Source organism: Priestia sp. HNGD-A6, from assembly GCF_045784335.1.
GTDB classification, from domain to species: Bacteria; Bacillota; Bacilli; order Bacillales; family Bacillaceae_H; genus Priestia; species Priestia zanthoxyli.
This window is the reverse complement of sequence record NZ_CP138621.1, coordinates 4,307,392-4,331,411: the sequence shown is the minus strand read 5'-3', so window position 1 is coordinate 4,331,411 and position 24,020 is coordinate 4,307,392. Positions and strand designations below refer to the sequence as shown.

The 24,020-nt window shown below is 36.2% G+C and carries 25 protein-coding genes; 5 read left to right on the top strand and 20 right to left on the bottom strand.

Annotation, left to right across the window (positions count from 1 at the left end):
* Positions 1-48: 48 nt before the first annotated feature.
* The 4 genes from SCI76_RS22210 to SCI76_RS22195 all read right to left on the bottom strand — a co-directional run bounded on the left by SCI76_RS22210 (position 49) and on the right by SCI76_RS22195 (position 5,145).
* Positions 49-2,088 carry an alpha-glucosidase gene (locus SCI76_RS22210; RefSeq protein ID WP_221832254.1) on the bottom strand — a complete coding sequence of 680 codons (2,040 nt, stop codon included), beginning with the start codon at positions 2,086-2,088 and terminating at the stop codon, positions 49-51.
* Between the two features lie 56 nt (positions 2,089-2,144).
* Complete coding sequence (locus tag SCI76_RS22205) at positions 2,145-2,816, bottom strand: DUF4867 family protein (RefSeq protein WP_221832252.1); 672 nt, start codon at positions 2,814-2,816, stop codon at positions 2,145-2,147.
* Positions 2,817-2,903: 87 nt separating this feature from the next.
* The gene (locus SCI76_RS22200; protein ID WP_048019356.1) at positions 2,904-3,584 is read right to left on the bottom strand and encodes a transaldolase family protein; all 681 of its coding nucleotides are present in this window, start codon (positions 3,582-3,584) and stop codon (positions 2,904-2,906) included.
* Positions 3,585-3,747: 163 nt separating this feature from the next.
* Entirely contained in the window at positions 3,748-5,145 is a 1,398-nt protein-coding gene (locus tag SCI76_RS22195; RefSeq protein ID WP_014458885.1) for an MFS transporter, read from the bottom strand.
* 531 nt (positions 5,146-5,676) lie between these two features.
* Here SCI76_RS22195 and SCI76_RS22190 point away from each other — a divergent pair.
* The gene (locus tag SCI76_RS22190; protein ID WP_028414829.1) at positions 5,677-6,051 is read left to right on the top strand and encodes a DUF5412 family protein; all 375 of its coding nucleotides are present in this window, start codon (positions 5,677-5,679) and stop codon (positions 6,049-6,051) included.
* A 117-nt stretch (positions 6,052-6,168) separates the two neighbouring features.
* Here SCI76_RS22190 and SCI76_RS22185 read toward each other — a convergent pair whose 3' ends face one another.
* The 3 genes from SCI76_RS22185 to SCI76_RS22175 all read right to left on the bottom strand — a co-directional run bounded on the left by SCI76_RS22185 (position 6,169) and on the right by SCI76_RS22175 (position 8,344).
* Entirely contained in the window at positions 6,169-6,456 is a 288-nt protein-coding gene (locus SCI76_RS22185) for a 3-isopropylmalate dehydrogenase (protein ID WP_407544346.1), read from the bottom strand.
* A 131-nt stretch (positions 6,457-6,587) separates the two neighbouring features.
* Positions 6,588-7,751 (bottom strand): DUF418 domain-containing protein, encoded by a 1,164-nt coding sequence (locus SCI76_RS22180; protein ID WP_407544344.1) that lies wholly within the window; start codon positions 7,749-7,751, stop codon positions 6,588-6,590.
* Positions 7,752-8,134: 383 nt separating this feature from the next.
* Positions 8,135-8,344 carry a hypothetical protein gene (locus SCI76_RS22175; protein WP_028414832.1) on the bottom strand — a complete coding sequence of 70 codons (210 nt, stop codon included), beginning with the start codon at positions 8,342-8,344 and terminating at the stop codon, positions 8,135-8,137.
* 700 nt (positions 8,345-9,044) lie between these two features.
* Here SCI76_RS22175 and lepB point away from each other — a divergent pair.
* A complete protein-coding gene (gene lepB, locus SCI76_RS22170) occupies positions 9,045-9,599 on the top strand; it encodes a signal peptidase I (protein ID WP_168761126.1) in 555 nt (184 codons plus the stop codon).
* An 85-nt stretch (positions 9,600-9,684) separates the two neighbouring features.
* Here the strand turns inward: lepB and SCI76_RS22165 are convergent, their stop codons facing one another.
* Both SCI76_RS22165 and SCI76_RS22160 read right to left on the bottom strand, forming a co-directional pair.
* The gene (locus tag SCI76_RS22165) at positions 9,685-9,996 is read right to left on the bottom strand and encodes a carboxymuconolactone decarboxylase family protein (RefSeq protein ID WP_047750148.1); all 312 of its coding nucleotides are present in this window, start codon (positions 9,994-9,996) and stop codon (positions 9,685-9,687) included.
* A gap of 2 nt (positions 9,997-9,998) precedes the next feature.
* On the bottom strand, positions 9,999-10,409 hold the full coding sequence (locus SCI76_RS22160) for a tautomerase family protein (protein ID WP_048019350.1): 411 nt from the start codon (positions 10,407-10,409) through the stop codon (positions 9,999-10,001).
* A gap of 106 nt (positions 10,410-10,515) precedes the next feature.
* On the opposite strand from SCI76_RS22160, the gene SCI76_RS22155 reads away from it, so the two are divergent.
* From SCI76_RS22155 to SCI76_RS22145, 3 genes are all read left to right on the top strand, one after another.
* Positions 10,516-11,394 carry a LysR family transcriptional regulator gene (locus tag SCI76_RS22155; protein WP_048019349.1) on the top strand — a complete coding sequence of 293 codons (879 nt, stop codon included), beginning with the start codon at positions 10,516-10,518 and terminating at the stop codon, positions 11,392-11,394.
* Between the two features lie 98 nt (positions 11,395-11,492).
* Complete coding sequence (locus SCI76_RS22150; RefSeq protein ID WP_048019348.1) at positions 11,493-12,392, top strand: chlorophyllase/cutinase-like alpha/beta fold protein; 900 nt, start codon at positions 11,493-11,495, stop codon at positions 12,390-12,392.
* Positions 12,393-12,573: 181 nt separating this feature from the next.
* Positions 12,574-13,191: a methanogen output domain 1-containing protein gene (locus SCI76_RS22145; RefSeq protein WP_407544340.1), complete on the top strand. Its 618-nt coding sequence runs from the start codon at positions 12,574-12,576 to the stop codon at positions 13,189-13,191.
* 317 nt (positions 13,192-13,508) lie between these two features.
* On the opposite strand, the gene SCI76_RS22140 is transcribed toward SCI76_RS22145, so the two are convergent.
* The 11 genes from SCI76_RS22140 to SCI76_RS22090 form a co-directional block, all read right to left on the bottom strand.
* Positions 13,509-14,888, bottom strand: a complete 1,380-nt coding sequence (locus SCI76_RS22140; protein ID WP_028414843.1) for a PTS ascorbate transporter subunit IIC — start codon at positions 14,886-14,888, stop codon at positions 13,509-13,511.
* Positions 14,889-14,909: 21 nt separating this feature from the next.
* Positions 14,910-15,191 carry a PTS sugar transporter subunit IIB gene (locus SCI76_RS22135; RefSeq protein ID WP_028414844.1) on the bottom strand — a complete coding sequence of 94 codons (282 nt, stop codon included), beginning with the start codon at positions 15,189-15,191 and terminating at the stop codon, positions 14,910-14,912.
* Positions 15,191-17,233: a BglG family transcription antiterminator gene (locus tag SCI76_RS22130; protein ID WP_275210917.1), complete on the bottom strand. Its 2,043-nt coding sequence runs from the start codon at positions 17,231-17,233 to the stop codon at positions 15,191-15,193. Before SCI76_RS22130 ends, SCI76_RS22135 begins: the two co-directional genes overlap by 1 nt.
* Positions 17,234-17,570: 337 nt before the next feature.
* Complete coding sequence (locus tag SCI76_RS22125; RefSeq protein WP_063247088.1) at positions 17,571-18,407, bottom strand: alpha/beta fold hydrolase; 837 nt, start codon at positions 18,405-18,407, stop codon at positions 17,571-17,573.
* Between the two features lie 36 nt (positions 18,408-18,443).
* Positions 18,444-19,535: a low temperature requirement protein A gene (locus SCI76_RS22120; RefSeq protein ID WP_063247089.1), complete on the bottom strand. Its 1,092-nt coding sequence runs from the start codon at positions 19,533-19,535 to the stop codon at positions 18,444-18,446.
* A 255-nt stretch (positions 19,536-19,790) separates the two neighbouring features.
* Positions 19,791-20,435 (bottom strand): isochorismate family cysteine hydrolase YcaC, encoded by a 645-nt coding sequence (ycaC, locus tag SCI76_RS22115; RefSeq protein WP_063247090.1) that lies wholly within the window; start codon positions 20,433-20,435, stop codon positions 19,791-19,793.
* Between the two features lie 172 nt (positions 20,436-20,607).
* Complete coding sequence (locus tag SCI76_RS22110) at positions 20,608-21,174, bottom strand: NADPH-dependent FMN reductase (protein WP_047750138.1); 567 nt, start codon at positions 21,172-21,174, stop codon at positions 20,608-20,610.
* 145 nt (positions 21,175-21,319) lie between these two features.
* The gene (locus SCI76_RS22105) at positions 21,320-22,258 is read right to left on the bottom strand and encodes a ring-cleaving dioxygenase (protein ID WP_310884040.1); all 939 of its coding nucleotides are present in this window, start codon (positions 22,256-22,258) and stop codon (positions 21,320-21,322) included.
* Positions 22,259-22,400: 142 nt separating this feature from the next.
* On the bottom strand, positions 22,401-22,799 hold the full coding sequence (locus SCI76_RS22100) for a DoxX family protein (RefSeq protein WP_063247092.1): 399 nt from the start codon (positions 22,797-22,799) through the stop codon (positions 22,401-22,403).
* A 539-nt stretch (positions 22,800-23,338) separates the two neighbouring features.
* A complete protein-coding gene (locus tag SCI76_RS22095; protein WP_063247192.1) occupies positions 23,339-23,620 on the bottom strand; it encodes a hypothetical protein in 282 nt (93 codons plus the stop codon).
* 10 nt (positions 23,621-23,630) lie between these two features.
* The gene (locus tag SCI76_RS22090; RefSeq protein ID WP_063247093.1) at positions 23,631-24,020 is read right to left on the bottom strand and encodes an SHOCT-like domain-containing protein; all 390 of its coding nucleotides are present in this window, start codon (positions 24,018-24,020) and stop codon (positions 23,631-23,633) included.

Below are 24,020 nucleotides of genomic sequence, written 5' to 3'. Positions count from 1 at the left end.
TATCAACACTATTGTTTGACTACATTTCTTATATAAATAGCTCTTAAATTAGATGTGAAGTAGTTTAGAAAACAACTCACTCCATATAGATTTTTTACGGTAAAATACAGGTGGATAACCTAATGGCGCTTGAACAGTAACCGATCCTCCTGTGTGCTCTTCACCGCTCCATACATGGACCCACTGATCTTCTGGTAAATATACTTCCCACTCTGTTTGATTTTCTTGATGAACCGGCGCAACAAGTACATCTTCACCAAATAAATATTGGTATTGAATATCATATGTTTTTTCATCTTCTTCATAGTGCATAAACAAAGGTCGCTGAACAGGAATTCCGCGTCGCGCATTTTCTTCTACAAGTGATCTAATATAAGGTGCCATCGTTACATAAACATTAGACATTCTTGCTAAATGCTCTAGTGCTTCTTCATCACCGTCAAACTGAAAACAATCATCAGGACGGTTTCCTTCATGTGTTCTCATCATAGGCGTGAAGGCTCCCATTTCTGCCCATCTCATCAGAAGCTCTTTTGAACGTTTATTACCATGTAGACTTGTGTACCCTCCAATATCACTATGGTGTAAGCCACAGCCACTCATTCCTGATGATAAAGCTGCAGGAATAACAGAAGCCAAACCATCATCCAGCGACCAATCTACACTTTGATCTCCGCCCCAAAGAAGCGTACAGTATTTTTGTATGCCCGTATATCCGGCACGCATAAAGTATACAATTTCACCAAGTTTCCCTGCTTCTGATACCGCTTCATAGTTCGCTTTTGCCCACATTGTCGGCCAAGCATTATGCATAATCTTAGCGTCGACTCCATTTTTGAGCACAACGTCAGTTGGTAAGTATTCGCCAAAGTCGGCCATCCATCCGTCTAATCCAAAATCAATCATGTTCTCTTTAATAACTTGTTTATACCATTCGGTAGCCTCTTCGTTAGTAAAATCAACAACTCCGCAATAAAATTCACCGAAATCCACTAAATACGTATTTCCTTCCGTATTTAATGCTAAGTACCCTTTATCTTCAGCTTCCTTATATAAATCACCTTCAATGGCTACATATGGATTAATGTAACCTAGAAAACGAATATCATTTTCTTTCCACTCTGCAATCTTTTTATCTAGCTCCGGGTATTCATTCTCGTTCCATTTCCAATTCCACATTAAACGTTTGCCGAAAGAAGTAATACGTTTGCCCTGCCAATCTTGGCACCATACTCCAGATACTTTCATACCTTTTGCTAAAACTTTTTCTAATTTTTGTTCAACAACATCTGTACCACCTTGAATACCTAAAACCACGCCGTTATATACCCAGTCTGGTAGCTCGGGCTGTCTTCCGAATAAACCGGTAATTTTTTCAACTAATTCAAGGTACGTATCCGCCGTTTCAAACAGCATATATTTAGGTACTTCCCAAACCTGCAGTTCATGGAACGCCTCATTGCGAAAATCAAAGTCCGCGTATGCCGTTGTTTCTACATGACAATAGTACTTTTTACTAGATACATATGTAGGTTGAGGAAAATTGGTATTATAGTAATCTCCTCCAGCCTTATCAATTACATCAGCTTGCCATGTTACATATGTTTGTTTATTTCTCCCTACACCCGGCTCAGATGTCCATAAAGGAAAATTTTTTCCTCTCATATTAAAGTGAGAAAGTTGTTCTCCGCATCCATAGACTTTTTCCTGTTCATCTGCAGCTACTCGTAACCAAAAGCGGTTAATGTTCGCATCGTGCTTTTGGTATTCTACTTTTAGACGATTCTCTTCTTCCTTAACTATAAGAGACAGCATAGTATCTCCATTTTTAAAGCTGGAGAAATCAATTTTATATGCCCCTTCTACTTCTTCAACATTCGCGTAGCGAAGAGCTGTACGTTCAGTCACATAATCTTTAATATCAAAGTTCCCTCTATACATTTCAATCGTTTCTTCTCCATAACCAACAAACAGCATTGGCTTTTGTATTGTATGCTGAAGAAGAACTACACCGTTAAGAGCAACCTCAAATCCATCTTGTAAGATCTCCACATTTACCCCTTTAGTTACGTTTAAGGTACCTGACATTTTTATCTCTCCCATCAATTAATAGAGCTTAGTCTTTTGTCTAACATTCATGCGCTCTATTGATAAACTTTAATATTTTCTCCTTTTATACCGGGATGTGCGCCTTTATTAATTAATTGCTCTCTTTCAGGATGAGCAATTAACCATTTATTTTTCATAAACAATAACTCATCTTCTTTTGTTCTTTTTTGAATATTAGTTGATAACGGATCATTTGTTCCTTTAGGTAAAATGACGACTGCTTTAAACCCTTCGTTATTGACCTTACAAGGAGCAAAATGTAATGTCGTACCATACAATTCAACTGCTGTTCCTTCAGGTACAAAGAAAGCGATTACATCACTTGAATTAAAAAAGTTATTTTCAACTCCCTGTACCTTACCTAATAAAAGAACCATATCCGTTATAGCGATATTAATTTCACTGCTTTTATGATACTCAAGACCATTTAAGGTTGAATTAGGACCATTACAATATCCAATTTGAATAGGCATCTCACCATAAAAAGCTTCTTGAAGCTGATCTTTAATAATGGTGTTTTCCATCTCAGTAACGGATGCTACATATACATTCTGATCTTGAGGAATAGTTAAACTATCCATATATGTTTCTAGTTCACTGAAATTGTATTCATTAATTACCTTTCCATAAGGCTTAAATTTGCTGTCCTCTATATGATAAAAAGGTACATGTTTATTTAAGTCTTTCATGTATTGAAAGCTGCTCAACGTTTTCTTCTCTCCTTTTGCTATATAAAAAGCCCCTCCAAGAAGATAATAAGATTCTAAGAGGCGCCTTTTATAAAATACATATGTTTATTTTAAGACAGGAGCTTCTGTGACTGTATTATCCCAAGCGTTGCGGAATTTGTTTAAACCATAGTCTGTGAACGCATGCTGGAAGCTTTCTTTATATACATCAAATCCGCAAGTCACAATATGCGCACCAGCTTTTGCCGCATCTACAATTTGTTTACCATTACGTAAAGCAGCAACAATGATTTCTGTGTTGTAATCGTAGTTTTTATAGATATTCACAATATCCTGAATGTATTGAGTTGTATCATCCCCGCTATTTTCTTTCCAGCCGACAAATGGAGATACAAATTTAGCTCCAATTCTTGCAGGCTGAAGTGCTTGTGATGGCGAGAAGACAAGAGTGACGTTAGTAGAAATACCTTGTTTTTCAAATTCCTTTGCTGCAATTAAGCCAGGCTCTGTGCATGGAATTTTAATAACAAAGTTTGACGACAGCTTAGCAATCTTTGTCCCTTCTTCTACCATATCTCTAGCATTATCCAAATGAGGATTGATTTCCACTGAAATCGGGAAATTTTCGACTCCTTTAAACTCACTTGCAAATTCATCTAGAACCGTTAAAAATGGTTTACCGCTGTTCATAATATGACGAGGGTTTGTTGTAACTCCATCAATTGCCCAGTTTTCATACGCGTAACGAATTTCCTCTAAAATTGCACTATCTAAAAAATACTTCATCTTTATACCTCCAGTTAAGTGACTATTACCCCTAAAAGATAATGACCTTTATATAATTTGTAATAACCTTTGTATTTATAATATGAAAACGCCACCAATATTTCAAGTACTTTTTGCTAGATTATTAAATTAATTTTGTATTTCGTTCATTTTACCTATCATCTTACATTGGTATTCTATTTTTACTTTTAGCAAGATCCGCTACGATTTTATTGTATTTTTCATCTGAAAGTTTATAAAAGAAAAACATGACAATAATCGTTGCAATGGCTAATGCACTTGGATAAATAAACATTAACCCTCTGATTCCCTCCAGTACATTTGCACTTTGCACCGCGTTTGGAACGTAACCCACAATTCCTAACACAACCCCAGGAATAAAGCCTGCAAGCGCTTGAGAAAGTTTACGGAAGAACGTAAAGAAAGAATACACAACACCTTCAGATCGATTTCCAGTCTTCCATTCGCCATACTCTACAGCATCAGAAACTAATGCCCAGTTTAAACTGTTTACAAATGAGCTTCCGAAGAAAGCAAAGCAAGCTAATGTAATAAAAATCACTGCGTTATCTGCAAAAACATAAGCTAAAATATCTCCTACAGCCCAAATCGCGCACCCTAATATGTACGTAGATTTCTTTCCAATTTTTTTAACCATGAAAGGAACCATTGCTACGCCGATAAATACACAGCCGATACTAAAAAAGCCCATATAAGGAACGATTGCTACATTTTTTAAAACGTACTGACAAAAATAGACTTGTACAGCAAGCTTGACGTTAAAAGCTGAAAAGGTAAACAAATTAACTAAACAAAGAATGAGTAAAGGCGTATTCTTAAAAAGCCCTTTATAGCTATCAGTCAGCTTTACATTTGTATTTTGGGGTTTTTCATACACATATCTTTCTTTTACATTGGCATAACAATAGACTTGTAATAAAACGCCCAAAAATGCAAAAATAGATACAGCCACTAAATAACCAGTAGATTGATTGTTAAACATTAAGACAATCGGCATAAACCCTACAGTTGTAATAAGAAGACCTAAATTTGAGCCTGCTTGTCTAAATGATGCCATTTCTGCTCGTTCAACAGGATCTTTTGTCATCGCAGGTACCATTGATCCATAAGGAATATTTGAAATGCTATAAATCGTTCCAAATGCCATATACGTTACATATGCCCATATAATCTTTCCGGTTATTGAAAAATCAGGATTAGTAAAGCTGACTATCGTTATCAAAGCAAGCGGTATTGCAGCATAGAGAAAGAATGGTCTAAATTTGCCTTTAGGGCCTATCTTCTTACGGTTATCAATCCAAGTACCTACTGTAATATCAGCGAACGCATCCCATATTTTCGTAATTAAAAATACTAAACCTGCTGTTGCAGAAGGCAAGCCTAACGCGTCGGTATAAAACTTCAGCAAATAAATTTGACCCAAGTCTAACATAAAGTTATTTCCTACATCTCCCAATCCATAAGCAACCTTCTCTTTAAGTCTTAGTTTCTTAGGCGTATTAATTGAATGTTCTACATTTTGAACCAATGGCTGTTCCATAAGTTCTCCCCCTTTGATTAACACATTTTGAGACTTCACATTAAACATGCATCACGTAGGAGATTACAATTTTGATAGACTTCAAAATTATAATCTCCTCTAGGCCGATACTAAAATCACCTCCCTCTTCATAACATCACAACGTTTTAAAAAAAGTTACTACCTTTTTATTTATAATATGAAAACGCATACAAATTATCAAGTGTTTTTTTATTTTATTTTTAAAAAAAGAGGAACGATAATACTAAAAATTAGAATGGATGGATCAGAACCAATCAAAAACCCACTATCTATTCGACCCAATAAGCCCTAATGATTATAAGAATGTAACTGTTACATACAAGGAATATTAAATATCTAGATATACTAGCAGCCTTTAGATTTACCAATCTAAAAGCTGCTTTGATTGTTGAAACAGGTATTATGTAAACTGATTTTGTATATGATATTCATGATTTTTTAACTCAATTCTGATATATAATCAGATAGGAACAAAATTATAATTGAGTCCATCTGAATAGAGGTTAGAAATTGAAAAAACGATATATAGTGTGTTTGACTGCATTAAGCTCTCTTCTAGTTATAGGATTTGTTTGGTGGTTTCTTTTTGCGCCTAGTTATCTACGATTTGCTCCAAAGGGAGAATATATTTCTCAAAGTACATCTCCTAACGGTGATTACATAGTGAAGATTTATCGTTCGAGTGGTGGAGCGACTACACCTTTTGCTATTAGAGGAGAAGTGACTTATACCAATAAAGTTTTTAATAAAAAGAAAAACATCTATTGGAATTACCCTCAGGAAACAGCCAAAGTTAAATGGGTAAATAACAAAACAGTTAACATTAGTGGTCATATATTGAACGTTACAAAAGATACGTTTAATGCTAATGATGTAGATAATTAAATTCTACTCTTAAACAACAAAAAGCTCTTATGAAAGAGCTTTTTGTTGTTTAACTACTTATAGGGTGATTATGGTAACTACAAATTTATGAAGGATGAGTCTTACTAAGCAAATTTTTTATTTATCGTTATATTGTTTTATAACTGTAACTATAACTGCCAGTAACAGAACAATTGCGCTATTTATAAGTAAATAGTATCCAACTTGTAAACCATAAAATATGGCAAAAGCGTCGCTAATGATCAACAGTGCTAATATACCGCCTAATGCCCCAAATAAAGCGGCCAGTATCAATATTGTAAAAGCAGCAGCGTATAGACTTTTCTTTTTTTTGTAGGAGATAAATCCAACGATATTTGAAATAATAAGAAAGAAGCCGATAAGTATTAAGAAAAAGGTAGCCATTTTCTTTAATTCTCCTCTACGGACTATTAATTGGTTAAAATCCCCAATACCTAATATCACTTTAACATAACATTCTATGTGAAAGTTTTGCTTCTTATAACAGGTTTGATATTCATCCAAAAGAAGATGACTTACATTTTAAGATCTTTCTTTATATTTTTCCTTATAGTTAAACTGGCTAAGCGTTTACGCGCTGATTCCATAGGACCCATGTTAAAATAACGAAGCCACAAAACAGCAAATAGCATTTGAAACAAACAGATTAGTATCCAAACAAAAATGACGAAGAATGAACGTGGGTGTCCACCCCACCCAAGGCCCCATCCATAAAATAAAATGGAGCTTAAAACATTCTGTAATACATAGCAACTTAAAGACATCTTCCCTACTTTCTCTAAAACGCTCCATAACGAAAAGGCCTGAAATTTTTCAATTAGAAAACTAATGGCTCCCATGTATCCAATTGATAAAATAGGGGCAAATACGTACCTTACTGGAAAATCAAAGTATCCCCCAGGAACAAATAATAATAGGTTTAGAGGTAGCCCAACTAAAAGTCCTGCCTTCATCATCCTCTTTCTGATATTAATACCCTTGGAGTTATTGTCAAAAGCCCCTATTCTCACTAGTAAAACACCAATTAAAAACATACATATATTAAATGGAATGACGAAAATGGCTTCTGTGCGCAGCTCCCAAAAATGAAGAAGTCGATACTGAATTTGATTCATCCATGATCCATGTTGATAAAGGTTTAGCACTTCTTTTGGGACAGCGACTAGCTCATCTCCTATGGAGTTAGTTAGCGCACCTAAGAACACGAGCAATATAAAGAAAAGATGAATTGCCGCTGCACTAATCATTGTTATTCTTATCATCGTCTTCCACATTTTTACGATAAACGATACGACAATAGCAGTTACGGCATAAGACATTAAAATATCGTACTCTAAAACAAAAATAAAGTGCAAAAGTCCTTCCATTAATAAAATCAAAGACAGCCATATGTATCTTCCTGGCCACGTCTGATTTAATCGTTTTGATTGCTGATATTTCAGTTCTAAACCCACACCAAACATAATAGCTAAGAGGCCAAGTAATTTTCCATTAATTAAGGATAGAAAAAGGACTCTCAAAAAATCGTCTCCTGATAACCACCATTGATTATGGTTAAAAGTAAATATATAATTTATATCTCCAAGATAGGCAAACAGCCAAATGTTTGTTCCCAATGTTCCCAGAATCGCTAGTCCTCTTAATATATCTAAAGAGCGAATTCGTTTTTTATTCTCCACTTCTCATGCCCCCATTCGTTACTTTTATTCTAATAACGTTCCGAATACATTTTTAAAAAGGATTGTTTATTTTGGCTACTCTCCTTCTTGATATGTCATAGTTCAACTATATTAGATTACGTCACCTTCAACCCTTATTTTTAAATGAATGAATTATTTTTAGTGCAATAAAGAGAGCATAGATACGTTTTGAGAAGTGCGAAGGCTGCCTGCTTTAACCCAAAAGACATACTGGCGTACGCAGAGTACTAATTACAAAAAAAGAAACCCTAGTATTTTTAAGGTTTCTTTCTGATATTCCACTCTAAGCGACAATTGAAGATAAATTAAAATGCTTTTACTGCAATATAACGTTTTGTAATTCATATTCTAAAAGCTGGCATCTAGCTTTTAGAAAGTTCGTTTATCTCCCTTTCAATAAGAGCTACTGAAAGTTCGAATGCTTGTATCCTTCTTTTAGCTAAGGTTATTTGAGATTTATATCTATCAGCATTTTCTTTAGCTTCAAACGTTTTTACTGTCTGTCTGAGTTTATGTAAAGTTGAATCAATTTGACGTTTTGCTTCAACTAATTCAGGCACATCGAATTTCATTGGAGTCCCTCCTTTTTATCATTTTTATCGGTAAGATGTCTTTCTTTAAAAAGATGATTTATCAGTAGAGGTACTGTTATCTATATTTTTTATGTTGTACACGAGTAAAAATCTAAAAGCACTTATCATACCAAATATAATACCAAATACAGTGAACACAAACTTACCACTTAAAACTTCTCCTAACAATATACCCTATAAACTAGTTTTTGTTTATCTATAGAAATTGAAAGGTTTCTTTAAAAGAATTCGGTTTCTTTGAGGTGTTGAGAGGTAACATTAATTTTTATTGAGATGCTCAGCTGTTTCAAAATAGCCTCTGCGTAAGGGTCACACTAAATAATCCATTCAAAATTCTTCAACACAATAAAATTTGTCATACAAATTTTGATTTCCGTCTTTACAATTAAAAAAGTTTGTGATATACTTCACATGTAAGGATGTTCATAACGAACTAACAAACTCTTGAATGTAAAGTAGAAAAAGCTATTTCACTCCGATGCCAATACGATTGAAATAGCTTTTTTTATGCTCTTATTTTGAGAACCCCCACCATTTCTGCTGCTATGGCCTTCTATGAAGTTTATTAATCTTGTTAAAAAATCATCTAAGTAAACCTTTAATTGTTAAATTAAAGGTTTATTTCTATATATTGTGTTATACTCTTAAACATGTATTACGGTTGTAGAGGAGTTTTAAATTGAAACAGAAAGAGATTTTTTCGTGGATCAAATCCATCATTATTGCTTGTATCCTGGCTTTTGTGGTGAGAGAGTATATCTTTACGCCTATAGTAGTAGACGGCGAATCGATGATGCCTACTTTAAAAGATAGTGAACATATTATTCTTAATGAAGTGGGCAAAAATAACCCCGATAATATAAAAAGATTTGATATTATCGTTTTTCATGCTACAAAGGAAAAAGACTATATTAAAAGAGTAATTGGTTTACCAGGTGATCATATAGAATATCGCAATGACACGCTATATATAAACGGAAAAAAATATGAAGAGCCTTATTTGGATCAATACAAAAAAGAAATAGTAACAGGCCCGTTAACCGAGGATTTTAAACTTGAGGATTTTACAGGCAACAAAACAGTTCCAGAAGGCCAATTATTTGTTATGGGAGATAATAGAATGTACAGCTTAGACAGCAGATCACCTCAAGTAGGAACAATCTCCGTAGACAAAATCGTAGGAAAAGCAAAATTAGCTTATTGGCCTTTAAAAGAATTTCAATGGATGAAGTAACATATTTAAAAGCTCCCTCACCACAGGGAGCTTTTTCTATTAAAAACAAACTAAAAAGTAATAATATTTATCTATTTTGCCTCTATTATTGCTTCCCCACTATACTCAGTGCTGCAGCTGCTTTTGGCCACCCCACGTAAAAAGCCATATGAGTTATTAGTGCAATAATTTCTTTTTCAGTCACTCCATTCTTTTTTGCCAGCTGCAGATGAAAAGGCATTTGTTCAGTGTTGCCAATACTGATTAAAGCAGAAAGTGTACTCAAACTTCTTTCTTTTGGTGTTAAAGTTGGGTCTCCCCACACTTCTCCAAATAAGATATGTTCTCCATATTTCACAAAGTCCGGAGCAAGATCTCTCATGTCGTTCAGCAGCTTAGAATCAATACCGTTATTCATATTTATTGTGCCTCCTTTTGATTAACCATTTGTGCGATTCCTTGCCCAAATGACCAGTTTTCAAGGGTTGTTTCGTTTACTGTAATAAAGATATTGTTTGTAGAAAGGTCTAAGTCAGTGTGAAGTCCCTCTGCAATGGACTGATATAGCCTCTTTTTCTGCTCGATAGTTCTCCCCTGCCCACATGTAATGGAGATATAAATCATTGGATCCGTTCTTTTTTCTCCATTTTCTAAGAGGTACTGTGAGTCATAGAAAAAATGCTGAGATGGATACGGTAAAAACAGTTGAAAATAATCTTCTTTTGGGATGTGAAAATGTTGGATTAACGACTGATGAATATGATTGCTTACTTTTTTTAATTCCTTATTATTTAGTTGATGTTCTGGATAATAAACGTTCACAAATGGCATCTATCATCTTCCTTTCTATATTTAGTTTACTTCCAATATCTTCATTTGTATAATTGAAAATATATCGCATAAGTATCGTAAAATCCGATAGAGATGGGGTTAGAAAGTGGAAATTAAAGAATTAACGACGTTTAAAACAATTGTGGCAGAAGGAACGTTTTCACTTGCAGCACAAAAATTAAACTATGCCCAGTCTACCGTCACTGCTCATATTAAAAAGCTAGAAAAAGACCTTGGATTTCTTTTGTTTGAACGAGGCTGGGAAGCAACATTAACAAAGGAAGGTACGTTATTTGTAGAAGAAGTAGATAGCTTGTTGAAGCACTGGGAGTATTCCATATCTCAAGCGCAGCGTATAAGCAAAGAAGAAAAAGGAACGATCAAAATAGGCTTATCAGAATCGATTGCTCAAAAGCTGATGCCAGCTATATTAAGCTATTTACATGATGAAAAACCGTACATACATTGCGATTTCACTATTGGAAACACGGCTCTTTTATCAGAACTACTACATCAAGATAAATTGGACTTTGCTGTTTGTGGAGAGAATACAAACCTTTCCGGCGTATCTTTCACCCCGCTTGATAAAGAACACATTCAATTTATTGTTAATACCCCTGATCACCCGTTATTAAAGCAAAAATCAGTTGAAATAGCCGATATTATTGGCTATCCCATTTTAATAGGAGAAAATAGCTGTTATTACTATCAATCCGTCAATCATTTTTTAGCAGAGAATAATTTAGCCTTTAAAACCGTTTACAGCTGTAGTGCCCTACACCTTGTTCCAGAAATGATGTTTGGACATGCCGTGGGAATTATCCCTAGAGGAACTAGTTTGAAGCCAACTAATATCCCGTTTAAAGTACAAAGGTTTGACCCCGAAATGCCTATAGGGCTATTAATTTCTACTGAAAAAAGAACTTATTTGAGTCAGACAAAAAAGAGTATTATAGAGGTAATTAAATCTTGGTTTTTAAATTAATTAACCCTTTATTGATTTTCCAAGAGAGCTAAATCAATAAAATTTCATATATGAGCTTGTTGTAATAAGGATTTTTAAAAGCAAGGAGGAGTATATAAGTGCAAATAAAAAAACATGAAAGACAGTTATTTTATGCCGGATGTCAATTCGTAGATATAGAAAATCAAGAACATGAAAACGTCTTGCCTCTGCTTATTATGTATCCTACATACAAAGAAGAAAAAGTTGAAAAGATGGGACCTTACACGATAAGCGCTGCGCAAGATGCTCCGCTTTCAGATGGATTATTTCCTTTGGTCATTATTTCTCATGGAGATGGAAGCACGCCTCTTGCTTATCGAACCATTGCTCAATTTTTAGCACGTAATGGTTTTATTGTAGGGGTACCTCAGCATCCGTTTAATAATCGAGAAAATAATACGCTATCTGGAACAATAGACAATTTAAAAAATCGGCCTACTCATATACGTACTGTAATCGATTGGTTTTTAAAAGAAAATTCCTTTTCTCCATCCATTCATTCAAATAATATTTCTCTTATTGGCCATTCAATGGGAGGATATACGGCTCTTGCTGTAGCAGGTGGAGTTCCCACTTCTTTTCCTTCTGAATCTCCTGATCAAAAGCCTTATTGTTTATCTGTTGATCATGATAAGCGGGTTCAATCACTTATTCTTTTAGCGCCAGCCGCCGGATGGTTTAGAGAAAGAGGAGCGCTTCAAGACGTGAATATACCTATTTTAATGATTACAGGAGAAAAGGATACGATTACTCCTTCTTTTCACGGGGGATTTGTGTTAAATGGGGTTCCTGATGCGGAAAAAGTTCAGTATATCGTTGTAGAAAATGGAGGACATTTTTCATTTCTCAGTCCATTTCCGGACTTTATGAAATCTCCTACCTTCCTCCCTTCTCAGGATCCGGAAGGCTTTAATCGCAAAGAGTTTCATGAGGACCTGCAAAACACTATATTGGACTTTTTATTACATTCTTTTTAATAGATTAGTCACTTGTACCCCCTTTTCTTTTGAAGCAATTATATCTAGGAAGAAAAGTTAAAAAACATAACACACACTCTTATTAATCTGTAATAATTAAGAAATAGAGATATATAGAAAAAGTGCTGCTTATTGAATTGATATTTTTGCTCTTTTACAAAACAAAAGGGGGATTTACAATATGGCTTTAAAAAAAGATCAGCTAACCGGACATGTATTTTTGGCTAAACTTATTACACAGTACGCAATGATTCATGAAAAAACGGTAGGCCCCGTAGCTGAAGAATATATTAAACAAATTGGTATTCGTACTGGAGAGTGGATGGAAGACTTTTATAGCGATAAGCATGAAAAGTGGACGGTAGAGGAATATGCAGAAGTTATAATTGACCTTAAAAATTCAATTGGAGGTCACTTTGAAATTGTTTCCGTTCATCCAGACCATGTGGTTGTAAGCGCTACCCAATGTCCATTTGGTGACGTCGTACAGGATGCTCCTCATTTATGTAAGATGACGTCTAGTGTGTTTGGAGGAATTGCAGCTCGTAAATTTGGCTATGGAAAAGTGAGCTTGCGCCAGCGTATTGCTCTTGGTCATCTAATGTGTGAAGTTGCTATATATTTTACAAAGCACAGTGAAGAAAATGGAGATGTGTATGAAGATCTTCCTATTACGCCTTCTTATGGTAACCCTTTCAATTGGGAAGAGGAAACGATTCATATGCTTAATCAAGAACTTCGAAGAAGTGATGAAATGATTGAAACTCTTCTTGCAGAATTAGAAGAATTACGTAAATAGTATTGTATTACCACACTTAACTATGAAGACATTTTGTTCTAGTTAGAGAAGCAAAACAAGATGTAGAAAACAAAGAGCAGCCTTTAATTAAAGGTTTGCTCTTTGTTTTTACCACTCATTTCAATTATTATGGTAAACAGAAGAAAATAAAGTAAAAGTTATTATAGCTATTTAGGGATTTTATTTGTAACCTTATGCTTATGAATCAGATGCGTCACCCTAAAGAATCCTTGAAGCGGTCAGAATGCCTTTGTTAATTGCATGAACTGATAATGAATGGATTGACGATACTACTTCAAGCTCTTGTCTATCATTTTTTATTTCTCAACTTTTTTGTAAGGCACTGCATGACTTTCTTGCTTGCGTATACTGGCCAAGATCATTATCAGTAACACTAAACCAATACCAACCATAATGGTAGTTTTTCCACCGAAATGAGCTAGCCCACTCAAGAATAGTCCCACTATACCGAAGTCTGAATCTGAAAATGTAGCATTTGATAGACCCAAATCTCCCAACACGGGTATTAATAGAATTGGCATGAAACTGATTAAAAGGCCGTTCACAAATGATCCTAAAATCGCACCGCGTACACCACCCATTGCATTTCCAAACACCCCTGCAGCTGCACCGGTAAAGAAGTGAGGTACTACACCTGGCAAAATAATGATTCCTCCTGATAAAACTAGTATTAACATACTAACAATGCCGCCTAAAAAACTTGAAAAGAAACCAATTAATACAGCGTTTGGTGCATAAGTATAGATGATTGGAACATCTAATGCTGGCTTTGAATTTGGCACAATTTTAGAAGATATCCCTTTAAATGCTGGTACAATTTCAGCTAATACCAATCGTACACCAGCTAAAATGACGAAAACGCCGGCAGAAAACATTCCTGCTTGAAGTACCGCAAATAAAATATAGTTTTTTCCGTCACTTAATTTTCCTTCGACATAACCAGGCCCCGCAAAAAGAGCGACAATAACGTAGAAAATCGCCATAGTTAATGCAATACTAACCGTACTGTCTCGTAAGAAGCCGAGCCCTTTTGGAAAGTTAATTTTTTCTGTTGATACAATCTCTTTCTTTCCCTTTACAGCCATCCCCACGAGACCACCAACTGCAAAACCAACTGCTCCAGAATGTCCTAGTGCCACATTATCATTACCTGTTAGTTTACGAATAAAAGGCTGAACGAGGGCTGGAGAAAGCGTCATAAAAATTCCCACTGTTAAAGCACCAAAAAGAATTAATGAAAACGATGTAAAACCACTTACGGATAAAATGATGGCAATCATACATGACATGTACAAAGTGATATGTCCTGTCAGAAAAATATATTTAAATCGTGTAAAACGAGCAATCAGCAGGTTTACAATCATACCAAAAAACATAATTAATGCGGTCGAAGAACCATATTTACTCAGTGCAATCGCAACGATGGCTTCATTATTTGGAACGACACCGTTTACGTTAAATGCTGCTTTGAACATTTCTCCAAATGGAGCAAGGGCTTGTTGAAGAATCCCTGCACCTGCTGTAATAACCAGGAACCCAACAAACGTTTTTGTTGTTCCTTTTAGTGTATCTGAAAGATTTTTCTTTTGTGCAAGTAGACCTACTAGAGCAATTATGGCTACTAAAACTGAGGGTTCACTCAGAACGTTAACTAATACATTTAACACCTGATTCATCGCTATCACCTCTCAGTTTCTTTACAGTAGATTTTTTTCTTGCAGAACCCCTGTTAATTTAGCGCGTAATTCTTCTAAATCAATAATATTATCCAAAATTACGACGTTTCCTAAGCTTGCCCCGCCCTCCGCAATATCTTTTGCAAGGAAGAACACGTCTGCATCCTCTGGTGTTGCAGAACCTAAATCAGAATGATTTACTTCTACGCCGCTTACTCCCATCTCATTCAACAACTGTTGAATATTCATTTCCACCATAAAACTTGTTCCTAATCCTGATCCGCATACTGTTAAAATTTTCATTATTCATCTTCTCCTTTTTTTCGCATCATAGCTATAATTTCAGCTGAAGTTTCAGCTTCTTTTAAACGTTTTAATGAGTCTTCATTTACTAAAAATGAGGTCAATTCTGACAGTGCTTTTAAATGTAATTTGTTATCAATGGCTGCTAGACAGATAAACAAGTCAATTGCATGTTCTTCTTGGTTCAGTAACAAAACTGGTTTCTTCATTCGTAAAAGGGACATACCAAGCTCTTGTACACCTTGTTCTGGCCGGGCATGAGGAATAGCAATTCCTTTCCCTATATGAATAAAAGCTCCCATTTCTAAAACTCTATCAATCATTGCTTGAGTATAGGCTGAGGTAATATAATGCTGTTCCTCCAAAGGTTTTGCTGCTAGTTGGATTGCTTCTTCCCACTCTAGAGAAGCGTCAGAGAATTGAATCTTATCCTCTGTTAAAAGTTCAGAAAGCATAGGGGCGTAACTCCTTTCACGTGTATGGCTCTGTCTTAAATGTTTCGTTAAATCTTCATAAAGCGCTTTTTCATTTTTAATAGTTGCATATTTTCGTATGGTCGCCATTAACTTATCCATTGGGATAGTTGATTGAACCGGCAAATTGAAATCAGCTGCCACGGCCTGCTGCAAATAGTTTTCCTCTAGCGCTGTTAATAATGGACGTGTTAAATAAACAGGCTTGGATGATTCCAAATAAATAGTTGAAAAAATCATATCGTAACTGTCTGGTGACAGTTTTTCGATTTCTGCAGCCGAATATGATTCTGTAAAATGCAATTTTGGAAACAATTGTCGTAATTGCGTTCGTAGCATCATCGAGGAACTAATCCCGTTTGGGCAAACGATTGTGGCTCTATACACTTTAGGTTTAGCCTCCAGTTTTCGAACATGCCCACCGAATAAAATCGTAAAATACCCTATCTCTTCATCTGAAATCCATTTTCCCGTATATTCAGAAAGCGGCTTCAACGCCTGTTTAACAAATTCAAAGAGTACACCGTGCTCTGTTTTAATTGTGTCAATCAACGGATTTGATAATGGCACTTCACAGATGATTCTAAAATAGGCTGGTACCAAATGTTTATATAAGAGCGATTTTAAAATATGCCTTTCCTTAAATGGTACTAATATTAAGCGCTCTACTTCTGAAATAATAGTACTCGATACAAGGTCAAGCTTTTCATCAATATGGAGCTCGTCTATATTCTGCATAGCAGATAACAATTGAACCGTTAGATAGATAACCTCTGCTTCAGCCACTTCATCAAATAAATAAGCTGATAGCTCTTCCCCCATTTTTAGTAAGGGCTGTTCTTTCATTAATTTAGTTTGCTTGATTGGTAGAATCAGTTTATGATGCCCAGACCTGCACTGTAGAAATAAGAGTTCATAAACTAGCTGATCTAGCCGGTTACTAACAAAATCAATCCGATATTTTTTAGCTAAATCATTTACGTTCTCTCTAATTGCCGAACCCGTATTTTCATAATTCCAACTATTAAGAACCTGCTTCATCCCTGAAATGCCCATTGGCAATTGCAAAAGTGTTCCAATACAAATAGTTGCAAATCGACGCTTAAGCCTCTCTTCTCCCTCTAGATGAAAGCCATCTGTCCGGTTATAAGATAACTGAATGCCTTCTTTCTCACAATACGAACGAAGCTTTTTAATATCCGCTAGTGCTGTATTCCTGCTTACCTGCAGAAAAGACTGATAATGTATATTTGCTATCGGCTCTTTTCTTATATACGTGTATAAATAAATTAAGTATATCCGCTCAGTCTCTTGAAAAACTGACTGCTGACGGTTAAGCGATGTGCCTTCTAGTTTCCAATAATTTTTAATTCTTTCATCAACCTTAAATTCTACATCAATCACTTGAATTTCCGGTAAATCTAAATTGCTTAATGCATTGTTCAACTTATCAAGCGTATAAGCAAATTGTCGAGGTGATAAATTTATTTGAAGTCTCAACTCCGGAATTGATAACTTCGGGTAATTAATCATCTGCTCAAGCAGCTGCAATGATTTATGATCAAACATCTTATTATCCTCCTCATGTTTATTATAAAATAGAAGTGTTAGCGATTACATAACTGTTCAATCCAATCTTTGTTGTCATTTTAGAATAGCTGTTGGACTGAAGGTTATATTTCCCATTTAAAAGTTTAACATAAGCTCTCGCACCACAGAATGGCAAACGTTTATTATTTGATTTTTATCTTTTAAAGCTATAGCAAAGCAATTTAAATGGCCTCCCTTACTATAGTACGCTTTTCTATCGGCGTAAAAAAACAAAAAAGAAGTGACCCTTTGGTCACTTCTTCTGTTCATTAACTATTTTCCGAGCTGTTTTTACTTATCAAACATTCACTTACATTCAGTCTCGTAAAAATGACACCAGCGCTTCGTTAAATTCGTGTGCATGCGTTGCATTTAAGCCGTGCGGACCGCCTTTTATTAAGGCTAACTTAGAACCAGAAATAGCTTCATGCGTTCGCTTTCCGCTATATTCAAATGGAACGATCTCGTCTGCATCACCGTGAATAATAAGAGTCGGTATTGTAAACTTAGCTAAATCGGCTCTGAAATCCGTTTTGCTGAAAGCAGCTATACAGTCTAGCGTCCCTTTAGGTGATGCAGCTGCTGCAATATCCCGGTTGTACAGTCGAAATGGTTCGCTGACTAAGCCCTTTCCGTCTTTAGCTCCAAAAAATGTTTTTGTAAAATCATCAAGAAAAGCTAAACGATCATTTTTTACGCCGTTTTCAAATTCTTGAATGCCTGCATCATCCAATGCTCCTTCAGGATGATCCTCTGACTTGTAAAGAAATGGTGGTACGGCTCCTGCAAATACGGCTTTTTCTACTCTATCTGTGCCGTATGTTCCTACATAACGGGCTACTTCTCCGCCACCCATTGAAAACCCAACTAGTGTCACATTTTTTAAATCCAAATGTTCTAGCAGCTGATGTAAATCAGCAGCGAATGTATCATAATCGTAGCCGTTCCATGGCTGAGAAGACTTGCCGAATCCTCGGCGGTCATACGTGATGACTCTGTGTCCAGCCTCAATAAGAGCCGGAACTTGATATTCCCAAGAACGTCCGCTTAGTGGCCAGCCGTGAATTAAGACAACCGGCTTTCCTGTGCCATGATCCTCGTAGTATAGTTCAATAGGTGCTTCATTTTCTGTTCCTACCGTAATCTTTGCCATTTCGCTACCTCCATTATATAGTCGTTCTTTATTTGGTTAAGTGGTCGTAAACCTAGCGTAGATCATAAAAAAGATCGCTAATTCTCCTATGATGACAGTGCTGGGAACAATCAGTATTAAGTTAACAATAAAAAATACCGCTAAAATCCCTAAAAACATTCCCAAGTGATACACTTTCAAACGATGTTGTTCAAATCTATATTGGTGAAAAACAAGAGTGGTTGCCATGAAATAAAGCAGCACGGATCCGAATACAAAATATAAGCTGAATGTGTACTGAACTTCATGTAAAAACATGAGCTTAATTGATGCTGCAATCATGCTTAGAGACATGAGGATAAGTAAGTGTCCGTAAATAATCGTTTGTCCGGCTCTTTGAATAGACTTGTTTACTTTCTTTTCTACATTCTCAAAGTACTGCCACCACATAGCAATAATCAGGACAAATGAAATAACCGAAAATAAAATGGTATTCCAGTCCCCTTTTTGTGGCTGTATCACAGCAAGAATGCTGACAACGGATTCTCCAAACAGGATTAATGTTAACAAAGCAAAACGCTCTAATAAATGAGCGGTGTTGGTCGGTAATTTTGCCAGTCTATTATGCCCTAAAACAGGTAAAATCATATCAACTGCAATCCCTGTATACAACACGGCGTAGCGAATCCATGAATCAAAAAGAAGCGAAAGAAGCGAGATAAAGATCCCAATTCCAAAGCATGTACCTAAAAATACAGCAACTTTTTTTCGTTCATCTCGTTCAAATTTTTGAACAATAAGATACTGAAGAGCGGTTAACGCTCTTAGTCCAATATAGCCAATCAAAAAAGACACGTAATATTGATCAAAATCTACGGACAGGCTTGAGATCATGATAAGAACAAACAGCATTTGAAGAATCATAAAGATGCGCTGATGCAAAAAATCTTGTCCAAACCGATTGATAAACATCGTTTGTCCGGTCCACGCCCACCATATAGGAATAAAAATTAGTACAAACTTTAACAAATACTCTCCATGAATATACCCTTGTTCAACGTGAAGCAAAACATGCGTAGCAGTAGCAACAGCCGCCACAAATAACAAATCATAAAAAAGCTCCAGCCACGTAACTTTTTTTTCTTCCACTACTCCGCATCCCTTCCTATCATTTATAAGCTGTAGTGAATGTATTTTATTTTATATACAAGAGATGCATACTTCATGACAGGCAGCGTAGTAAAAGATAGATGAGCCGACTGTTCATCAGTCGGCTCATCTATCTAACAATTGCTCTTATGTCGTTACATTTTCTCCGTCACATAAATGCTCCATAGATGCCATTCTACTTTCATGTCTTATATGTAAAGAGAACGACCGATGCCAAAATGAAGCTCCGCTACGTTAAACGCCCTGCTTGCTGAAATCGCGCTGAGCTCCTCTATAGCTGCCCATTAAGTTTTGATAACCAGGAAGATGACTAGAAATTAAATTACCAAAACCTTCAACGTCGTTGCGCCAGTCACGCTGCAGCTCGCACGCTACGCTAAACCAGTTCATAAGCTGCGCGCCGCCGTGAGCCATACGCGTTAATGCCGCATCTGCGACTTGCTTATTGAACGTCCCGGAAGCGTCTGTCACAACAAACACTTCGTAGCCTGCTTTAATGGCAGAAAGCGCAGGAAAAGCAACGCAGACGTCTGTCACTACACCGGCGATAATCAGCTGTTTTTTCCCGGTCGCTTTAATGGCTTTAACAAACTCTTCGTTGTCCCACGCGTTAATTTGTCCAGGACGAGCTATTTTTGGCGCGTCAGGAAACAAATCAACGAGTTCCCCCATTAGCGGGCCGTTGGGTCCATTTTCAAAGCTAGTTGTTAAAATAACCGGTAAATCAAAGAATTTAGCCGTATCACCAAGAGCCAATACGTTGTTTTTAAATTCATCAACACCATAATCACGTACAAGGCCGGAAATAAGACCCGTTTGGTGGTCAACTAAAAGCACGGCAGCATCATCTTTTGAAAGGCGAGAGTAAAGATCAGACATTTTATCATCCTCCTTAAATTAAGGCAAGTAAGGACACGTACCTTTTCCATTCCTTACAAGCGGTCTATCATTTGAACGGTTTTTTGGATTTCATTTATGATCTGTTGAGTAAAACATGTATAGAAAGAAAAGTTATTTCTGAGGTGAAGGTTCGTGAGGTGTGTTCTCTTTCTTAATCTAGAACAGGAACAGGCGCTTGATCAATCCAATGAATGAACTGCTGTAAGTAGCGCTGAAGATAGCGTTTTGTTGACTCATCAGTTAGTACCTTTTGCTGAGCATCAACTTTTTCATGAACTTGCGAAATCAGCATTTTTTGAAATGGTAAAACATGAACTTGCATAGCTTCTAGTATTTCTCTCGTTTGCTTTTGAGCAAAAGCCGTACCGAAGCCTCCTGGAGTTGCTCCAATGAGACCAACTGGTTTTCTGTTTAAAACAGAAGAAGTCCGAGGCCTTGATGCCCAGTCCAAAGCATTTTTTAATACCCCTGTAATTCCGGAATTGTACTCTGGACTTACAATGATAACACCATCAACATCTTGAATCGCAGCTCTAAAGGATGCGACAGATTCTGGTGATCCGTCAGCTTCTAAGTCTTCATTAAAAAAAGGCAGGCTGCTTATTTCAATCCAGCGATATTGAGCTGAGTCATCTAATGTAGTCAATGACTCAGCAATCATTCGGTTATACGAATTCTTTCGTAAACTTCCACAAATAAGACCAATGGTTTTTGTCATCTATTCACCTCCTCACTTGGAATTAATTTCATATTACCACGGTGTTTCAAATATAGATATTAGTTTTATATATAGATAAATTAATTCCTTCTTTGTACCTAATTTAGAATTGAACTAGCATTTTACTATTACTAAAAGAATTCCTTTAGTCTAATTCTCTCACTTCAAAAGGAATCAAAGCTCTTTCAATTTGATCTCGATGAGTTTCATACTGTTCAGGCAGCATGAGCTTTTCTCCCATTGTTTTAAGTGACTCATCATGTGCAAAGCCTGGAGGATCTGTTGCAATTTCAAATAGAATTTCTCCGTGTTCTTTAAAGTAAATCGCATTAAAGTAATTTCGATCTCGAACAGCCGTCACTCCGTATCCGCTATCGGCTACGTATTTCTGCCATTCTAACTGATCTTCATCATCTTTTGCTCGCCATGCAATATGGTGAACCGTTCCAACGCCCATTTGCCCGCGTCCAATGGTTGTTAATTTTAAATCGATGATATTTCCAATGTCAGCTGATGATTGAAAACGTATAAAATCTCCTTCTTGCCCTACTTTTTGTAGACCCATTACGTTTTCTAATAATTGAGCTGTTTCATCAGGTCGAACGGATAATAGCGTAGCGCCTCCGAATCCTTTAATAGCAACATCTGAATTAATTTCACCAGCTTGCCACGTATTCTTTTCACCTTCTTCTCTTTCCACAATCTCTAGATGCAAACCATGAGGATCGTCAAACTCTAAATACTGCTCTCCAAATCGCTCCATCTTTGTAGCTGGAACTCCAAACTTAGCTAATCGCTGTTCCCAAAAGCCCATCGCACCTTTTGGAACCACATAGGAAGTTACGCCAACTTGCCCGTCGCCTATTTTTCCTTGTCGTGCATTTGCCCACGGAAAGAATGTGATAATCGTTCCAGGTTTTCCGCCTTCATTCCCAAAGTAAAGGTGATACGTTCCTGGATCATCAAAGTTTACCGTTTGTTTGACCAAGCGTAACCCTAACACGCCCGTATAGAAATCAACATTTTCCTGAGGATGACCTACAATCGCCGTGATATGATGAATACCCGCTGTTTTTTTACTCATTACTACCATCTCCTTCGATACATTTTTCGTCATATGTTTCGTTATCCCTCTTAAAATTACAACTATTTATCGTAAATATCTCGAATTCGAGATATTAGTCAAAAAATAAAAGCACCTTGCTTATTCCAACCCATTTTCTCTTTTAGAAAATAAAAGTATCTAGTGCATAATAACCTGGTCCTGCAATTGCTACACCGATCGCTACAACTAAAAGCATAAGGTTATATTCATACCCGTTTTGTGTTGCCCAGTATCCATTTGGACCGTGTACTTTCACAATCGCCATAACCATTGTTCCGGCAATCAAAAGTGCTCCAAGCGGCGTAAGAAGTCCTGCAGCAAATAAAGCTCCACCTACTAGCTCAGATAAACCAGCCATTAACGCCATTCTAACGCCTGGCTTCATTCCGATAGATTCAAACCATCCGCCCGTTCCTTTTAAGCCGTGACCGCCGAACCATCCAAATAATTTCTGAGTTCCATGTGCCATAAAAGATAATCCAATGACCAAACGTATTAACAACAAACCAATACTCACCATTTTTATTCCTCCTATTTTTTCATTACTTTAAAATCTCGAATTAAAATATCTTGAATTAAGGATAATTATAAAATCATATGCTCCTGCTGTCAACATAAATTTTTATATTTTTTGCAGCTAGTTAAAACGCTTAACGGCTTATTAAAAACATATTCATGATTTTATGTGGATATGAGCATGGAAGTGGAAAATATAACGGCTGAACTTTGCTGTTCTTATTAAAAGTGGAATGGTTTTTGAAACGCAACTATACTTAATGATTCTGAGCCAAATTGAGACCCTTTTTTGTATCAAAACTTATCTCAAGACCTATAAACAGAAGCGTATACATAAATAAAAGAAGCACCCCCCTCTCACCAGAGTTTGCTCCTTCTATTTGGACACATAGAGAATACCCAACTGTTAGATAGTACTCGTGTATATAACTAACGAAAGTCTTTTTCTACTTTCAAATATTTAAGACCTTTTATTAAATAAGCTCAGACACTCGGAGCCATTTTCATTTTAGTTCTTTAAAGCCAACTGCACTTTACACTAAATTATAGTTTAACTCTTACCTCCGTACCGTCAGTAGCTTTGACATCTACTAGTACCATTCCCTTATGTTTCTTCAGTTCCTTAACAATAGGCTTTAGCACACTTTTATCTATTAGCGGAAAAGTAAAGTTCAGCTCTTTTCTTTTAAAATGTTCTTTTGTCCATTTATCTATATGCTTCTGGATAAATTTCGAAAAAGCAACGCTAATAGCAATGTTTAAAAGAGCATATGGAATTGGGATACTAAACCGAGCTTCTTTGGTTTTCACTTTTACATGAATCATAAGCGCACCGTTACTCAATGATGACTGAAACGGTATCTCCGTTCGCCGATTTAATATCAACAATCTGGCCATCTAACTCGTTTTCAATTGCTTCAACAATCAGGTTTATGTCTATATCTTTTACATATTTTTCTGATTGAGGAATACTTGCTGCGATGCTGTGTCCAGCCATTAATACCAGCTTGACAAGCTTTATTGGCAAATTAACCTTCACATTATCATTTTCAGTTGAAACAATTCGAATTTTTAACGTTTTATCTAAATACGCATTCGGTTTCTTCAAAAGCTTATTGCCTGTTTCTTCTTTTTCTTTTAACACTTGAATCAGTTCTGATCCCTTTTCTGCATCAATTTTTCCTTCTTGAACCATTGTTAACACTTTTGTAATTTCCTCTTTCAT

Excerpts from the sequence above, each read along its gene's own strand:
- SCI76_RS22110 (WP_047750138.1), bottom strand. The coding sequence starts at position 21,174 with ATGACAAAAACCATTGGTCTTATTTGTGGAAGTTTACGAAAGAATTCG.
- SCI76_RS22125 (WP_063247088.1), bottom strand. The coding sequence starts at position 18,407 with ATGGCAAAGATTACGGTAGGAACAGAAAATGAAGCACCTATTGAACTA.
- SCI76_RS22130 (WP_275210917.1), bottom strand. The coding sequence starts at position 17,233 with ATGTTTGATCATAAATCATTGCAGCTGCTTGAGCAGATGATTAATTAC.
- SCI76_RS22160 (WP_048019350.1), bottom strand. The coding sequence starts at position 10,409 with ATGCCATTTGTGAACGTTTATTATCCAGAACATCAACTAAATAATAAG.
- SCI76_RS22095 (WP_063247192.1), bottom strand. The coding sequence starts at position 23,620 with ATGATTCATGTAAAAGTGAAAACCAAAGAAGCTCGGTTTAGTATCCCA.
- SCI76_RS22135 (WP_028414844.1), bottom strand. The coding sequence starts at position 15,191 with ATGAAAATTTTAACAGTATGCGGATCAGGATTAGGAACAAGTTTTATG.
- SCI76_RS22200 (WP_048019356.1), bottom strand. The coding sequence starts at position 3,584 with ATGAAGTATTTTTTAGATAGTGCAATTTTAGAGGAAATTCGTTACGCG.
- SCI76_RS22185 (WP_407544346.1), bottom strand. The coding sequence starts at position 6,456 with ATGGCTACCTTTTTCTTAATACTTATCGGCTTCTTTCTTATTATTTCA.
- SCI76_RS22140 (WP_028414843.1), bottom strand. The coding sequence starts at position 14,888 with ATGAATCAGGTGTTAAATGTATTAGTTAACGTTCTGAGTGAACCCTCA.
- ycaC (WP_063247090.1), bottom strand. The coding sequence starts at position 20,435 with ATGTCTGATCTTTACTCTCGCCTTTCAAAAGATGATGCTGCCGTGCTT.
- SCI76_RS22145 (WP_407544340.1), top strand. The coding sequence starts at position 12,574 with ATGGCTTTAAAAAAAGATCAGCTAACCGGACATGTATTTTTGGCTAAA.
- SCI76_RS22175 (WP_028414832.1), bottom strand. The coding sequence starts at position 8,344 with ATGAAATTCGATGTGCCTGAATTAGTTGAAGCAAAACGTCAAATTGAT.
- SCI76_RS22105 (WP_310884040.1), bottom strand. The coding sequence starts at position 22,258 with ATGAGTAAAAAAACAGCGGGTATTCATCATATCACGGCGATTGTAGGT.
- SCI76_RS22100 (WP_063247092.1), bottom strand. The coding sequence starts at position 22,799 with ATGGTGAGTATTGGTTTGTTGTTAATACGTTTGGTCATTGGATTATCT.
- SCI76_RS22195 (WP_014458885.1), bottom strand. The coding sequence starts at position 5,145 with ATGGAACAGCCATTGGTTCAAAATGTAGAACATTCAATTAATACGCCT.
- SCI76_RS22090 (WP_063247093.1), bottom strand. The coding sequence starts at position 24,020 with ATGAAAGAGGAAATTACAAAAGTGTTAACAATGGTTCAAGAAGGAAAA.
- SCI76_RS22165 (WP_047750148.1), bottom strand. The coding sequence starts at position 9,996 with ATGAATAACGGTATTGATTCTAAGCTGCTGAACGACATGAGAGATCTT.
- SCI76_RS22210 (WP_221832254.1), bottom strand. The coding sequence starts at position 2,088 with ATGTCAGGTACCTTAAACGTAACTAAAGGGGTAAATGTGGAGATCTTA.